This window comes from Achromobacter aegrifaciens (genome assembly GCF_902859735.1).
In the GTDB taxonomy this organism is placed as follows: Bacteria; Pseudomonadota; Gammaproteobacteria; order Burkholderiales; family Burkholderiaceae_B; genus Achromobacter; species Achromobacter aegrifaciens.
Genome location: NZ_CADIJY010000006.1, coordinates 50,357 through 64,771 on the forward strand (window position 1 = coordinate 50,357; position 14,415 = coordinate 64,771).

The 14,415-nt window shown below is 66.3% G+C and carries 13 protein-coding genes; 4 read left to right on the top strand and 9 right to left on the bottom strand.

Annotation, left to right across the window (positions count from 1 at the left end; all coding sequences use genetic code 11):
• Positions 1 to 54: 54 nt before the first annotated feature.
• The 3 genes from HV766_RS18715 (at position 55) to HV766_RS18725 (ending at position 2,945) form a co-directional block, all read left to right on the top strand.
• Positions 55 to 1,029 carry a TRAP transporter substrate-binding protein gene (locus HV766_RS18715; RefSeq protein WP_054451155.1) on the top strand — a complete coding sequence of 325 codons (975 nt, stop codon included), beginning with the start codon at positions 55 to 57 and terminating at the stop codon, positions 1,027 to 1,029.
• Between the two features lie 101 nt (positions 1,030 to 1,130).
• Complete coding sequence (locus tag HV766_RS18720; RefSeq protein WP_054451154.1) at positions 1,131 to 1,631, top strand: TRAP transporter small permease; 501 nt, start codon at positions 1,131 to 1,133, stop codon at positions 1,629 to 1,631.
• 36 nt (positions 1,632 to 1,667) lie between these two features.
• Positions 1,668 to 2,945, top strand: a complete 1,278-nt coding sequence (locus HV766_RS18725; protein WP_054451153.1) for a TRAP transporter large permease — start codon at positions 1,668 to 1,670, stop codon at positions 2,943 to 2,945.
• Positions 2,946 to 3,884: 939 nt separating this feature from the next.
• Here the strand turns inward: HV766_RS18725 and HV766_RS18730 are convergent.
• The 8 genes from HV766_RS18730 to HV766_RS18765 form a co-directional block, all read right to left on the bottom strand.
• Positions 3,885 to 4,868, bottom strand: coding sequence for an ABC transporter ATP-binding protein (locus HV766_RS18730; RefSeq protein WP_175181680.1), 984 nt, complete (start codon positions 4,866 to 4,868; stop codon positions 3,885 to 3,887).
• A complete protein-coding gene (locus HV766_RS18735; protein ID WP_119450505.1) occupies positions 4,858 to 5,892 on the bottom strand; it encodes an ABC transporter ATP-binding protein in 1,035 nt (344 codons plus the stop codon). The genes HV766_RS18730 and HV766_RS18735 overlap by 11 nt, the downstream gene beginning before the upstream one ends.
• Entirely contained in the window at positions 5,889 to 7,376 is a 1,488-nt protein-coding gene (locus HV766_RS18740; RefSeq protein WP_175181681.1) for an amidohydrolase family protein, read from the bottom strand. The genes HV766_RS18735 and HV766_RS18740 overlap by 4 nt, the downstream gene beginning before the upstream one ends.
• Positions 7,376 to 8,569 (bottom strand): amidohydrolase family protein, encoded by a 1,194-nt coding sequence (locus HV766_RS18745; protein ID WP_054451143.1) that lies wholly within the window; start codon positions 8,567 to 8,569, stop codon positions 7,376 to 7,378. Before HV766_RS18745 ends, HV766_RS18740 begins: the two co-directional genes overlap by 1 nt.
• Positions 8,570 to 8,593: 24 nt before the next feature.
• Positions 8,594 to 9,535, bottom strand: coding sequence for an ABC transporter permease (locus HV766_RS18750; RefSeq protein ID WP_175181682.1), 942 nt, complete (start codon positions 9,533 to 9,535; stop codon positions 8,594 to 8,596).
• Positions 9,525 to 10,517 carry an ABC transporter permease gene (locus HV766_RS18755; protein ID WP_054451141.1) on the bottom strand — a complete coding sequence of 331 codons (993 nt, stop codon included), beginning with the start codon at positions 10,515 to 10,517 and terminating at the stop codon, positions 9,525 to 9,527. The genes HV766_RS18750 and HV766_RS18755 overlap by 11 nt, the downstream gene beginning before the upstream one ends.
• 62 nt (positions 10,518 to 10,579) lie before the next feature.
• Positions 10,580 to 12,157, bottom strand: coding sequence for an ABC transporter substrate-binding protein (locus tag HV766_RS18760; protein WP_119450508.1), 1,578 nt, complete (start codon positions 12,155 to 12,157; stop codon positions 10,580 to 10,582).
• Positions 12,158 to 12,231: 74 nt separating this feature from the next.
• Complete coding sequence (locus HV766_RS18765) at positions 12,232 to 12,987, bottom strand: aspartate/glutamate racemase family protein (protein WP_054451139.1); 756 nt, start codon at positions 12,985 to 12,987, stop codon at positions 12,232 to 12,234.
• 249 nt (positions 12,988 to 13,236) lie between these two features.
• Here HV766_RS18765 and HV766_RS18770 point away from each other — a divergent pair, with 249 nt between their 5' ends.
• Positions 13,237 to 13,956 carry a GntR family transcriptional regulator gene (locus HV766_RS18770; RefSeq protein ID WP_054451138.1) on the top strand — a complete coding sequence of 240 codons (720 nt, stop codon included), beginning with the start codon at positions 13,237 to 13,239 and terminating at the stop codon, positions 13,954 to 13,956.
• Between the two features lie 61 nt (positions 13,957 to 14,017).
• On the opposite strand, the gene HV766_RS18775 is transcribed toward HV766_RS18770, so the two are convergent.
• On the bottom strand, positions 14,018 to 14,308 hold the full coding sequence (locus HV766_RS18775) for a DUF3579 domain-containing protein (protein ID WP_013392635.1): 291 nt from the start codon (positions 14,306 to 14,308) through the stop codon (positions 14,018 to 14,020).
• Positions 14,309 to 14,415: the final 107 nt, after the last annotated feature.

Consider the following 14,415-nt stretch of genomic DNA (forward strand, 5'->3'; position numbering starts at 1 on the left):
CCCGGGGCGGGAGGCTAAGCCACCCATAAAGATACTCAAAACCTGGAGAAGACGATGCGTAAATCCTGGCTTGCCGCCACGATACTGGCCGCCTGCACGGCCGCAACCGCCCTGCCCGCCGTGGCGCAGAACACCCTGAAGATGGCCTACGCGCTGTCCACGTCCTCGCACTATGGCGCCGGCGCCGACGCGCTGGCCAAGTCCATCGAAGCCTCCACGGGCGGGAAGTACAAGGTACAGCAATTCGCCAACAGCGCGCTGGGCGGCGAACGCGAAGTGATCGAAGGCCTGCAGATCGGCACCATCGACCTGGCCATCGTGTCCACCGGCGCCACGCTGAACTTCGTTCCCGAAACCGGCGTGTTCGACATCCCCTTCCTGCTGCGCGACCTGCCGCACGCCCGCAACGTGCTCGACAGCAAGATCGGACAAGATATGCTGGCAAAGTTCCCCAGCCGCGGCATCATCGCCCTGGCCTGGGGCGAACAGGGCTTCCGCCACCTGACCAACAACGTCCGCCCGGTCAAGACGCCGGCCGACGCCAAGGGCCTGAAGATCCGGACCACGGAAAACCCGATCCACATCACGGCCTTCCGCCAGATCGGCATCCTGCCGACCCCCATGGCCTGGCCTGAAGTCGCCACCGCCCTGCAGCAAGGCACCATCGATGGCCAGGAGAACCCGCTGTCGGTGATCACCTCGGCCAAGCTGTCGCAGATGCAGAAATACCTGTCCTTGACCGGCCACGTCTACGGCCCGGCCCTGGTGCTGATGTCGGCCAACGTGTACGAGGGCCTGTCGGCCGCGGACAAGGCCAACTTCGACAAGGCTGGCAAGGAATCCGCCCAGGCCATGCGCGCCTACGTGGACAACATCGAGAAGACGGGCGTCGAACAACTGAAGAAGGAAGGCATGCAGGTGACCGAAGTGGACCGCGCCGCCTTCGCCGCCGCCGTCGAGCCCGCCTACCCCGAGTACTACAAGAAGTTCGACAAGAAGCTGATCGACGCGATCCGCGACACCAAGTAAGCAGGGGCCGCCCCGATCCGGGGCGCATCCCCTTGGCGGCGGGATCCCGGTCCCGCCGCTTTTGTTCCCATCCTTTGCGTACAACGCCAACGGGATTCATCATGCGTTTGCTCTGCGCCTTCGACCGCGGCCTGTTCAAACTGGTCTCGGTCCTTGCCCAACTGCTGCTGGTGGCCGCCGCGGCCGCCGCCTTCTACCAAGTCATCGCGCGCTTCGTGCTGCACTCCCCGGCCGACTGGAGCGAGGTGCTGACCCGCGCCCTCCTGATCTGGACCGTGCTGCTGGGCGTGGCCCTGGCCTTTCGCCACGGCGCCATGATCAGCGTGGAACTGCTGCGCAACCTGCTGGGCGGCACGCGCCGCCGCGTGCTCGAAGCCGTGATCGGCCTGATCTGCGCCGGATTCCTCGGCTTTCTGGCCTGGATTGGCGGCAACATGACCTACCGCGTGCGCTTCCAGACCGTGCCGAGCCTGGACATTTCGATTTCCTGGATCTATCTGGCCATCCCCGTGGGCGCCACCCTGGCCGCCATCGCCGTGCTGGCCCGCTGGTGCGCCGGCGAAGAAGACGACGTGCCTGTGCGCAACGACGCGCAAGGCTGAGCCGCCCCCCACAGAACATAAGCAGCAGATATCGCCATGTCCCAATTAATGATTGTCTCGATGCTGATTTTCTTCGGGCTGTCCGTGCCGGTCGCCGTGTCGATCGGCCTGGCCAGCCTGGCGGGAGTCGGCGCCGCCGGCCTGCCCTGGGTGGTGGTGGCCCAGCAACTCTTCGCCGCGCTGGACAAGTACCCGCTGGTCGCCATCCCCTTCTTCATCCTGGCCGGCAACCTGATGGAAGCCGGCGGCATCTCCGAACGCATGGTGGAGTTCGCCAAGAGCGTGGTGGGCGGCATCCAGGGCGGCCTGGCCTGCACCTGCGTGCTGACCTGCATGATCTTCGCCGCCGTGGCTGGCTCCAGCGTGGCCACCACCTTCGCGGTGGGCGCGATCCTGATTCCCGCCATGATCCGGCACGGCTACCCCGCGCCCTTCGCGGCGTCATTGCAGGCCAGCGCGGCGGAACTGGGCGTGATCATCCCGCCGTCCATCCCGATGATCCTGTTCGCGGTGTCCACCGACACCTCGACCGGCGAACTGTTCATCGCCGGCGTCATGCCCGGCATCCTGATCGGCGTGGCGCTGATGCTCTACGTCTGGCTCTACGCCAAGCGCAACAACCTGGGCAAGCGCGACGGCGAAGGCCGCCTGCCGCTGTGGCCTGCGTTCAAGAACGCCTGGCTGGCGCTGATGATGCCGGTCATCATCCTGGGCGGCATCTACGGCGGCATCTTCACGCCAACCGAAGCCTCGGTCGTGGCAGTGATGTACGCCGTGGTGGTGGGCAAGTTCATCTACCGCCGCCTGAGCTTCAAGCAGCTGTCCGCCACGCTGCACAAGTCGGTGGTGTCGACGGCGGTGATCATGTTCGTGATCGCCAATGCCGGCATCTTCAGCTTCCTGCTCAACCGCGCGGGCATCCCGGACGCGCTGGGCGTGTGGCTGGCGCAGATCTTCGACACCAAGTTCACCTTCCTGATGGGCGTGAACGCGGCGCTGTTCGTGATCGGCATGTTCATCGAAACCTCGGCATCCATCGTGGTGCTGGCGCCCTTGCTGCTGCCGGTGGCGCTGAAATTCGGCGTGGAGCCGGTGCACTTCGGGATCATCATGGTGGTGAACCTGGCGCTGGGGATGATTACGCCGCCGTTCGGCGTGAATCTTTTCGCGGCTTGCGCAGTGGCCAAGTTGCCGTTGGAGAGGTTGATCAAGCCGTTGATTCCGTTTGTGGGGGTGGTGATTGTTTGCCTGATGGTCATTACTTATTGGCCGGGGTTGTCGCTGGGGTTGCGGGATCTGGTCTACGCTAAGTAGGTCTGTTTGCAGGTTCTGTTGTAGTGGCGGGCGTCAGGGCTTCTTCGTAGGCCGCTCGCCGGCGCGGGCGCCTTGGCGGCGAGCGCCCACGATTGCGGTCCGGAGCCTTCGCTCCGGACTGCCCCTTCGTCATCTTCGTCCGGGCCTGCGGCCCTCCCTTCAGATTCCCTCGGGCGCATCGAGGTTGCTCGCCGCCAAGGCGCCCGCGCCGGCGAGCTACCGAATTCTTGGCCTGTTGCGCTGCTAGACCTGTGGTTGGTGGCGAGTCTTGCGTTGCCCGCTGCTTGCGGCCGCGCGGGCGGCCGCAAGCAGCATACGTGTTGATGGGCGTCGTGGCTGTCTGCGCTTGCGCGAATACGGGGAACTGTTTGCTAATGGCACCTGCATCTGGGGTGTGGGCGGTGATGGGTGGCGCGCGGCGAGCAGCCGTTCACGCATCGAGATCCGTTCGCGCGCGCCACCCATCCGGCGTCGGAGTTGACATGGCGATTTGGCCGACCTGTACTCATTGGCGGCGGAGTTGAAATGCCAATTGTTGGCCCACTGTGTATTGGCATCCGAAATCAACCACCAACAGTGCGCAGCGTCATTGCAAATCGCAAGACACCGCGTAAGCCCCACGAGGCCGCCCGGGCGGCCGGCATGGGGCGGGCCCCGCAAGACCCGCCATCTCTCACCGCCCGTGACCAGAACGCCAAGAACACCGCCCCCCCGACTGACGTCAAGTTTCAAACGCCGGAGCCAGCCGCGCCGTGGGCCTGGGGCGAGCGGGGCGTCGATAAGCCCGAGGGAATCTGAAGGAACCGCCGAAGGCGGTGACGAAGATGACGACGGGGCAGTCCGGAGCGAACGCTCCGGACCGCAATCGTTGCCCCGCTCGCCCCAGGCCCACGGCGCGGCTGGCGCCTTAAGAACCAGGACGCAACAAGCAAACAACGATCAAGCGGCCCGCACCACATCCCAAGCCACCGCATGACACCGTAACTGCCGCCCGCCCACCCCGACAACCACAGGCGCCTCCACCTTGCACTGCTCCCGCGCCATCCCGCACCGAGGATGAAACGTACACCCCGACGGCGGCGAAATAGGATTAGGCACCTCACCCCCCATCGGCTCCCGATCCCGCCGCGGATCATCCAGGTCCGGAATCGTATCCAGCAGCATCCGCGTATACGGATGCTGTGGCGAGTCGAACAGCTGATCCGCAGGCGCCTGCTCCACGATGCGCCCCAGATACATCACCGCCACGCTGTCCGACACGTGCCGCACCACCGACAGGTTGTGGCTGATGAACACATAAGTCAGCCCGAACTCCTTCTGCAGATCCCCCATCAGGTTCAGGATCTGCGCCTGCACCGACACATCCAACGCCGAGGTCGGTTCATCGCACACCAGGAATTCCGCCTCCGTCGCCAGCGCCCGCGCGATCGAAATCCGCTGGCGCTGGCCGCCCGAAAACTCGTGCGGAAAGCGGCCGGCGTCGCTGGCGGACAGGCCAACCAGTTCCAGCAGCTCGTCCACCCTCCGTCGCGTTTCCGCCGGCGTGGCTCGCAAGCCCAGCGTCGTGATCGGTTCGGCCACGATATTGCCCACCCGCCAGCGCGGATTCAGGCTGGCGTAGGGGTCCTGGAAGATCATCTGCGGATGCAGCACGCCGCCCTTGCGGTTGCGCCCGTAGCGCAGCGTTCCGCGCGTCGGCGCCACCAGCCCAACCAGCAGCTTCGCCAGCGTGGACTTGCCGCAGCCCGATTCGCCCACAATGCTCAAAGTTGTACCGCGCGGCACGGATAGCGACACCCCGTCCACCGCCTTCAAGGTCTGCTCGGGCTGACGCGACAACGTGCGTTCCAGCCAGGGCGGCGACACGTCGAACCAACAGGCCAGGTCATCGGCCCGCAACAACACATCATCGTTAAGCGGCATGGGCGACTCCTCCTTGATGCAGCCAGCAGGCGCTGACGGTGGCGCCGGCCGGAGATGCGGCCAGCGGCGGGCGCTGCTGGCCGCAACGCGGCCCCGCCATCGAGCAACGCGGGTGGAAAGCACAGCCGTCGGGCATGGCGTGCAGGCGCGGCATGGCGCCGTCGATCTGGTTCAGCCGGGCAGCGCGCTGGCGCAGGCCGGGAATCGCATTCATCAGGCCCTGCGTGTACGGATGGCCCGGGCGGCGCAGCACGTCCAGCACCGGTCCGATCTCGACGATGCGCCCCGCATACATCACCGCCACGCGGTCCGCGGTCTCGGCGATCACGCCCATGTCGTGCGTCACCAATAGCACCGAAGTGCCCTGCTCGCGACACAAGCGCCGCAACAGCGCCGTGATCTGCGCCTGCACCGACACGTCCAGCGCCGTGGTGGGCTCGTCGGCGATGATGAGCGCCGGCCGCGCCGCCAGGGCCAGCGCAATCACCACGCGCTGGCGCATGCCGCCGGAGAACTGATGCGGATAGTGATCGATGCGCTTGTCCGCCGCCGGGATGCCCACGGCCAGCAGCAGCTCCAGCGCCCGCTGGCGCGCGGCCTGGGCGCTCACCTTGTCATGGTGGCGGATCGTCTCGACCAACTGGTCGCCAACCGTGAACAGAGGATGCAGGCTGGTCAGCGGATCCTGGAAGATCGCGCCGATTTCCTTGCCGCGCAAACGCTGGCGCGCCTTGGGCGGCAGGTTGTCGATGCGCCTGCCCGCCAGGTGGATCTCGCCGCCACCCAGCCGCCCGGGCGGCTCCAGCAGGCCGATCACCGCCATGCCGGTCAGCGACTTGCCGGCGCCGGATTCGCCGACCATGCCCAGGATCTCGCCCGGCTGGATGTCGAAACTGATGTCGCGTGTGGCAACCAGGACGCCGTGGCGCGTCGGGAACTCGACCGACAGGCCGCGCACCGACAGGGTCGGCGCGGTGTTGGCCGCGGCCGGCGGCTGCGTGGAGTTGGGAACGAGGGCCATCATGACGGACTCCTTGCGGGACGCGGATAGCTGGAGGAAAAAATCTGCTCGGCCGGCGGATGCCCCCAGGTGCGGTCAGGGTAGCGGGCCACCAGCCCGTCGAACTGCGTCTGCGCCTGCTCTTGCGCCAGGCGCGCATCGAATCCGGGGATCCGCCCGTCCACCATGACGAAGCGGCCGTCGATCACGACCTGCGATACGTCGCGCCCGCTGCCGCTCACCATCAGCGTCTGGATGGGATCGATCAGCTGGCCGTTGCGGTCGTGCGAAAAATCGAACACCACGATGTCGGCCTTGGCGCCCACGGCCAGCCGGCCCAGGTCCGGACGGCCCAGGGCGTCAGCCCCGCCCACGGTGGCGGCGTCGTAGTAGTCCTCGGAGCGGACCGCCTCGGTCGAGCCGTCGGCCACCCGGCACAGCATCATGCCCACCTGCATGTTCAGGACCATGTCGGGCGGCCAGGTGTCCGTGCCCATGCCGATGTTCACGCCCAGCTTGCGGTAGCGCGCGAACGATTCCAGCGTGGCGCCATGTCGCCCCGACACCAGCGGGCAATGCACGATGCTGGCGCCGGCGTCGCGGATGATCTCCAGGTCGCGCCCGGGCCGCTCGATATGGCGCGAACCCGACACATAAGTGCCATGCGGCAGCAAAGCGCGCTCGGACAGGAAGTCCAGGCTTTGCAGCCATTCCGGCGGGCTCATGCCATGCTGCTCCAGCACCAGGTCGTACTCCAGGCGTGACTGGCAGCAATGCAGCCGGATCGGGATATTCCGCTCGCGCGCCGCCGCAGCCGATGCGCGCAACAGCGCAGGCGTGCAGGTTTCGATGCGGTCGGGCGACAGCATGGCGCGCACGCGGCCGTTGTGACGGCCTTCGATTTCGTCGCAGAAGGCCAGGGCCGCCTCCAGTCCCGCCAAGCCGCGCGCCTCGTCGTAATGACAGCGGATCGTGCCGCCGGCGTCCACATATGTATGGCCGCTGCGATAGGCCGGTCCCAGGTAGACGCGCAGGCCCAGCTCGCCGGCGGCATTGGCCGCAGACAGGAATTCATCGCGGGTCTCGCCCCACACTCGGTAGAACAGCGACGCGATCGGCAGCGCCGTCGTGATGCCGTTGCGTATCAGCTGGGCAAACGCGTAGCGCTTCTGGAATGCGAGTTCGGCCGCCGTATACATCTCGTACGGCCCCCGCTTCATGTAGGACTCGGGCCAGATGCGGCCCTTCTTCCAGGCGGGCGAGTTGTCGAAGCCCAGGATGGTCGTGTCCAGGTCGGACAGCGCATCCAGGTCCACGAAACCCGGGCCGATCAGCGCCCGGCCATAGTCGCGACGCTGCGCGACCTGCCCCGGGTAGCGGTGGCCGACGTAGACGATGCGGTCGCCCTCGAACACCACCTCGCCGTTCTCGTACAGGCAATGGCGGCCGTTCTCGTGGCCCACCACCCAGCGGGCGGTCAGCAGGATGGGGCCTTGCGGCGCGCTCATCACGGCGCCTCCGCCAGCGCCCGGCCGTTGCGCGCGACCACGCGCCCGCCCTTGACGACCAGCTTGCGTTGCGGGCGCGATACGATCGCTTCGGCCACCGTCTCGGCGTCCACCAGCACGAAGTCGGCGTGGCAGCCTGGCGCCAAACCGTAGTCGGACAGGCCCATGACCTGCGCATTGCCGTAGGTCGCCACGTGCAGCGCCAGATCCAGCTCGTCGTCGCGACGGAAGTTGTTGCGCAGGCCCACCAGCATGGTCCGTTCCAGCATGTCGGGCTTGCCGTAGGGACCCCAGGTATCGCGCATGCCGTCGTTGCCCGTGCAGACCGTGACGCCGGCCGCGTGCAGCTTCGCCACATTGGGCACCGGCCGCGAGGCCGAGCCCGTGGTCATGATGTGCACGCCGGCCTTCAGCAAACCTTCCGTCAGGGCCTGCACCGCCTGCGTGTCGGGCATGCCCAGACAGAAGGAATGCGACAGCGTGACCTTGCCCTGCATGCCCAGCGCCAGCACCCGGTCTATGGTCATCTGCATCGAGAACGCGCCGAGTTCGCCCGCTTCGTGCAGATGGATGTCGATGGGCTTTCCATGCCGCTGCGCAAGCCCGAAGATGGCGTCCAGATGGCCCTTGGGATCGCGGTCCATGCCGGCCGGGTCCAGCCCGCCCACCACTTCCGCGCCCATGCGCAAGGCCTCGTCCATCAGTTCCAGCGTGCCCGGGCGGATCAGCAGCCCGCTCTGCGGGAACGCGACGATCTCCACGTCGATCTGGTCGCGATACTGTTCGCGCGCGCGCATCACGCCTTCGATCGCGCCCAGTCCAATGTCCGTATCCACGTCCACATGGCTGCGGATATGGCTGGTGCCGTCGCCGATCGACATCACCAGCTGGCGCGCCGACTGCCGGTACGGATCGATGCCCAGGCGCTTCTTCTCGGCGCGCTCGTTCTCGATCTTGTCGATCAGGCGCGGGCCGACCTCGTTGCGGTACCAGGGCATGCCGTACATGGTCTTGTCCAGGTGCGCGTGGGCGTCGATCAGGCCCGGCAGCATCAGCGCGCCGCCCCCGTCCACCACCGGCACGCCGGCGGGCGCCGGCCCGCCCAGCGCCTGGATGCGGCCGTCGCGCACCAACACCGAGGTCATCTCGCCGCCGGCCGGGCGGACTTGGGTATACAGCGTTGCGTTTTCCATGGTTCTACTCTTGTCGGTTTGCGTTCAGCGCAGGCGGGGGTTCAGGGCGTCGCGCAGCCAGTCGCCCAGCAGGTTCACCACCAGCACGATCAGGCTCAGGTACAGCGCGGGAAACACCACCACCCACCACTGCCCCGAAAACAGGAACTGGTTGCCCAGGCGGATCAGCGTGCCCAGCGACGGTTCGGTGGGCGGCATGCCCACGCCCAGGAAGCTGAGCGTGGCCTCGATCAGGATCGCCAGGCCCAGGTTCAGGGTGGCCGTCACCATGACCGGCGTCAGCGTGTTGGGCAGGATGTGCGTCAGCATGATGCGCAGCGAACTCACGCGGATCAGGCGCGCCGCCTGCACGTATTCCTTGCCGCGCTCCACCAGGGCCGAAGCCCGCACCGTGCGCGCGTATTGCACCCAGTTGGTCATGGAGATGGCCAGGATCAGGATCACGGCCGACAACGTTTCACGCATGCCGGGCGGCAACAGCTGGCGGAATACCGCCGTCACCAGGATCGCGACCAGGATCGTCGGGATGCTCAGCAGCGTGTCGCCCAGGCGCATCAGCGCGTTGTCGACCCAGCCGCCGAAATAGCCCGCCGCCAGCCCCACCAGCAGGCCGATGGCCAGCGACAGCACCACCGTGGCCAACCCGATCACCAGCGACATGCGCGAGCCGTACAGGATGGCGGACCAGACATCGCGGCCCTGCGTGTCCGTGCCCAGCAGGAACTGCGGGTCCGAGCCGGCCTCCCACACAGGCGGCAGCTCCGCGTTCAACAGGTCCAGCTGCGCCAGGTCGTAGGGATTCTGCGGCGCGATCCAGGGCGCGAACACGGCCAGCAGCAACACCGCCAGCAGCACGATGCCCGCGCCCATGGCCACATAGTCCCGCCTCAAACTCCACCAGAGGTCGCTCTGCAGGAAACGGGCAAGCCGGCCCTGCCCCGTTGCGGAAAATGGCTTAGTGAGCATTGGCGCCTCCCTTGACGTGCTGGCTGCGCAGGCGCGGGTCGACCACGCCGTACATCATGTCCACCAGCGTGTTCAGCGCCACGAAAATGAAGGACACGATCACCAGATAGGCGGCCATGACGGGGATGTCCACGAACATGACCGATTGGATGAACAGCAGCCCCATGCCGGGCCACTGGAAGACCGTTTCGGTAATCAGCGCGAAGGCGATCAGGTTGCCGATCTGCATGCCGGTCACGGTGATCACCGGCATCAGGCAGTTGCGCAGGGCCAGCCGGAAATGCACGATGCGATCCGGCAGGCCGCGCGCGCGGGCGAACTTGATGAACTCGGTGCGCAGCGTCTCCAGCATCTCGGCCCGCACCAGGCGCATGATGAGCGTGATCTGGAACAGCGCCAACGTGATGGACGGCAGCACCAGCGCGGCGCGGCCCGAGGGCGTGAGCAGGCCGGTGGTCCACCAGCCGATCTTCACCGTGTCGCCGCGCCCAAAGCCCGGCAGCCAGCCCAGCTGCACCGAGAAGATCAGGATCAGCATGATCCCGACCACGAAGCTGGGCAGCGATATGCCCAGGATGGAAACGAACTGCAGCGCCTGCGCCAGGCGCGACTTGCGGTAGATGGCGGTCAGCACGCCCAGCGGCACGCCGATGACCAGCGACAGCAGGGTCGCCATCAGGACCAGTTCGAACGTGGCGGGGAAGCGTTCGGCCACCAGCGCAAATACGTCCTGCTGGTTGCGGTAGGAAATGCCGAACTCGCCCTGCGCCGCGTTGGTCACGAAGTGCACGAACTGCATGCCCACCGAGGCGTTCAGACCCAGGCGTTCGCGCAATTCATCGCGCTGCGTCTGCGAGGCCTGCTCGTTGAGCATCATGTCGACGGGGTCGCCGACGAACCGGAAAATCACGAAGGCCATCAGCGCCACCGCCAGCATGACGCCGACCGCGTTGAAGACCCGTCTAACTATGAATGCCAGCATGTGCGGCTCCCCTTCAGACCCTAGTCATACGCAGGACCGCCGGCGGGCGGCGGTCCGCGGCGTTACTGCATGCGCACGGTCCACAGGCGCGCCTTGTTGTCCGGCATCTGCAGCACCTCGCCCACGTTCTTGCCCACGGCCCAGGCCATCGGCTGCTGGTGCAGCGGCAGGAAGCGCGCGTCGTCATGCAGCGTCTGCAGCACGTCGGCCATCATCTGCACCCGCTTGGGACGGTCCATCTCGGCCGCGGCCGCGTCGATCCTGGCGTCCAGCGCCGGATCGCCCCACTGGCCCCAGTTGAAGACGCCGGCCGGGCCGCTGCGGCTATGCATCACCTGCAAAAGGATGGACAGCGCGTCGATCTGCGGCTCGTTGGCCCAGCCGTGGATGGTGATGTCGAACTCGCCGCGCGAACGCTTGGGGTTCTGCAGGGAACGCGGCCCGCTGGCCAGCGAGGCCTTCACGCCGATGCGCGCCCACATGGAGGCGGCGGCCTGGCAGATTTCCTCCTCGTTGACGAACATGTCGTTCGAACAGAGCAACGACACCGTGAAGCCGTCCGGGTAGCCGGCCTCGGCCAGCAGCTTCTTGGCGCGCGCGGCGTCGAACGGCAGGCGCTCTTCCTGCTTGGGCTCGTAGCCCGGGATGGACGGCGCCACCAGTGCGCCCGTGGTGCGCGACAGGCCGCGCATCACGCGCTTCTGGATCAGCTCCGGCGACAGCGCCATGTACAGCGCCTGGCGCACCTTCAGGTCCTTCAGCGGATTCTTGTCAGTGATGTTGGAGCCGACCAGCTTGTCGCCCAGATTGAAGCCAAAGTACAAGGTGCGCAGCTCGGTCGAGGCCAGCACCTTGACGTTGGACGCCGCGCGCAGCCGGTCCAGGTCCTGCAGCGGCGCGTTCTCGGTGAAGTTGATATCGCCCGACAGCAGCGCCGCGACCCGCGTGGGCGCGGACGCAATGGGCGTGAATTCGATGCGGTCCAGGTTGTGGCGCGGCTTGTCCCACCAGGCGGGGTTGACCACCAGCACGGTGCGCGTGTCCGGGCGGTACGACTCCACCTTGAAGGGGCCGGTGCCGTTGGCGTTATGCGTGGCATAGCCTTCGATCTTCTTGGCGGCGTCGGTGGGCTTCAGGCTGTTGTTGTCCACCAGCCATTGGCGGTTGAAGATGAAGATATTGGTCAGGTCGTTGAGCATCAGCGGATACGGATGCGTCATTTCGATGTCGACCGTATAGTCGTCGACCTTGCGCACCGCCTTGAAGGCCGGCAGGTTGCCCTTCAGCGGCGAGGCCTCGTCCGAGACCCGCGTCATCGACGCCACCACGTCGTCCGCCGAGAACGGCGCGCCGTTGTGGAACTTCACCCCCTTGCGCAAATGAAAGCGCAGCACCGTGGGCGACGGCGTCTCCCAGGACTCCGCCAGCGCGGGCGTGATGTTGAACTTGTCGTCATAGCGGATCAGCGCTTCATACACATGGTTCAGGAACGCCAGGTTGAAGGTGCTGCCGTAGGAATACGGATCCAGCGAATCCAGGTCCCGCGCCGCGCCCCACTTCAGCGTGTTGGCGGCGCTGGCCCCCGTGATGGCCGACAGCGCGATCACGGCGCCCGCGGTCCACTTGAGCAAAGTCTTCATGGCTGCAACTCTCCCTTGTGTATCGGTCTGAACTCGCCGGGGTCGGGCCCGGCGCGGTGGGTAAGGCGAAAAGACTAGGAATGCGCGCCCGGACGGATCAGCGACAACCGCTGCGCGCGCTCCAGGGACGCCAGCGCCAGCACCTGGGCCAGGGCGGCGCGATAGGAATCGATGATGGGCACGGCCGGCAGGCGCGGCAGGCTGGGCAGGTAGCCGGCCAGCGCGGCGCCCGCCACGATCACCACGTCCGCCCCCTGCGCCACTGCGGCGTCCAGCGCACGGCTGACGTGCAAGGCCGACTCGGCCGAACGCGACACGTAGTCCAGGGCATTGCCCGGCAGGGCCAGGATGCCGGCGCAGCGGGACTCCAGCCCCAACTGGCGGATCTGTTCGCGCAGCATGCCGGGCCAGCGCTGGCCCACCGTCACGATGGCGTAGCGGTCGCCGCGCTGCATGGCGCTCAGGATGGAGGCCTCGGCCATGCCCACCACGGGCACGTCCAGGCGTTCGCGCACCGCGCCGATGCCGGGTTCGCCAAAGCAGGCCAGCAGGCAGGCGTCGAATCCGCCGTCAGGCGCCTCGCCTGTCGCGCGCTCCACGACGTCCAGCACGGCATGGGCGGCAACGGCCGCCTCCGCGCGGCTGGCGATGTAGGCGGGGCCGAACCCGGCGGTGACCGCATGGATGCGGACCATGTCCCCGTAAAAGGCCTCGGCCTGGCTGGCCAGGCTGGTCGTCAGTTCGGACGTGGTGTTGCCATTGACCACCAGCAGGCGGTAAGGCGCGGAAAGGGACGGCTCGGTTGCGGCGGCCTGCGGTACAGCGGACATGGATCAGCCTTTGTGAATTTGTATACAAACAATCGAACCATTAAAGAACAATAGGATCCGTTTTGTATAAAAATTTGTATACGATTTATGTCGCCAATGTACTCCGCACAATCTCGCAGACAAGCTATCGCTAACCCTTAGCCCCGGGTGTAGTATGCTTTCCAGCACAGAGAAAAATGCGCGCCGGCAGCGCCTGCCGGACCATTCCAACACCCAGAAAAGCGCGCAGGCATAGGAGCCAACAAGAAGATGAAGTCCCTCGCGCCGGCGGCCGACGAGTCTGCCAAGAAAGACATCAGCCGCAACGAAATCGTATACAAAAATTTGCGCAGAGCCATCATCGAGCAGGCTCTGCTGCCCGGCGACAAGCTGCCCGAGGACATCATCGGCGAACGTTTCGGCGTCAGCCGGACCATCGTCCGCAGCGTCCTGACGCGCCTGTTCAGCGAAGGATTGGTGGATTTGCGGCCGAACCGCGGCGCCGCGGTGGCCCGCCCCAGCCTGGAAGAAGCGCACGACATCTTCGAGGCGCGCCGCTGCCTGGAACGCGACGTGGCGCGCCGGCTGTTGCAGCACATCACCGAGGCTGGACTGGCCAGGTTGGAACAGCACGTGGCACAGGAGGAGGAAGCCCGCAAGCGCAACAGCGCCAACGAGTCCATCCGGCTGTCAGGCGAGTTCCATATCCTGATGGCGGAGCTGTCGGGCAATGCGGTGTATGCGCGCTACGTGAACGAGATCGTGTCGCGCTGCTCGCTGATCCTGGCGCTTTACGGCCGGCCGCACTCGAGCGAATGCGCGGTCAGCGAGCACATGGAGATCGTGGCGGGCCTGCGCGCGCGCGACGAGAAGCACGTGCTGCATCTGCTGGAGCACCACCTGGAATCGGTGACCGCGCGCGCGCTGCTGACCGCGGACGGCCAGGGCGTGCGCGATATCCGCAAGATCCTGGACCGCTACGGCACCTAGGGGCGTGCGGCGTCCCCCAACGAAAAAGCGCCCGGTGAGGGCGCTTTTTTGGTTGGGGAGGCTAGATTTCGCGCTCTTCCGTCTTGAGGTTATTGTCGCGAGCGAAATCCACCACGAACTTGTACGCCAGCGGTTCCAGATCGCGCAAACGCAGATCGACCACGATCCCGCGCACGCCGTCGATCACGACGGGCAGCACATAGGGCGAATAGGTGAGGTGGTTACCGGCACAGCCGGCGGGCCGGAATTGTGCCATTACGCCGGCGAGCCGTTCCGCCCAATCGCTGGGGCGAAAGCGGCTACCGCTTTCGGTAACGCCATGAATTACGAATTGTCTGACGCGAGTTGCCATGAGTTCTTCACTACAGCGCGCCCTTCACGAAAGCCGGATCTTCGGCGTGATCAAACATGCGCCCTGCGCCGCGAATTGTATATGATTGATCCTTTGCCCTCTTTCAA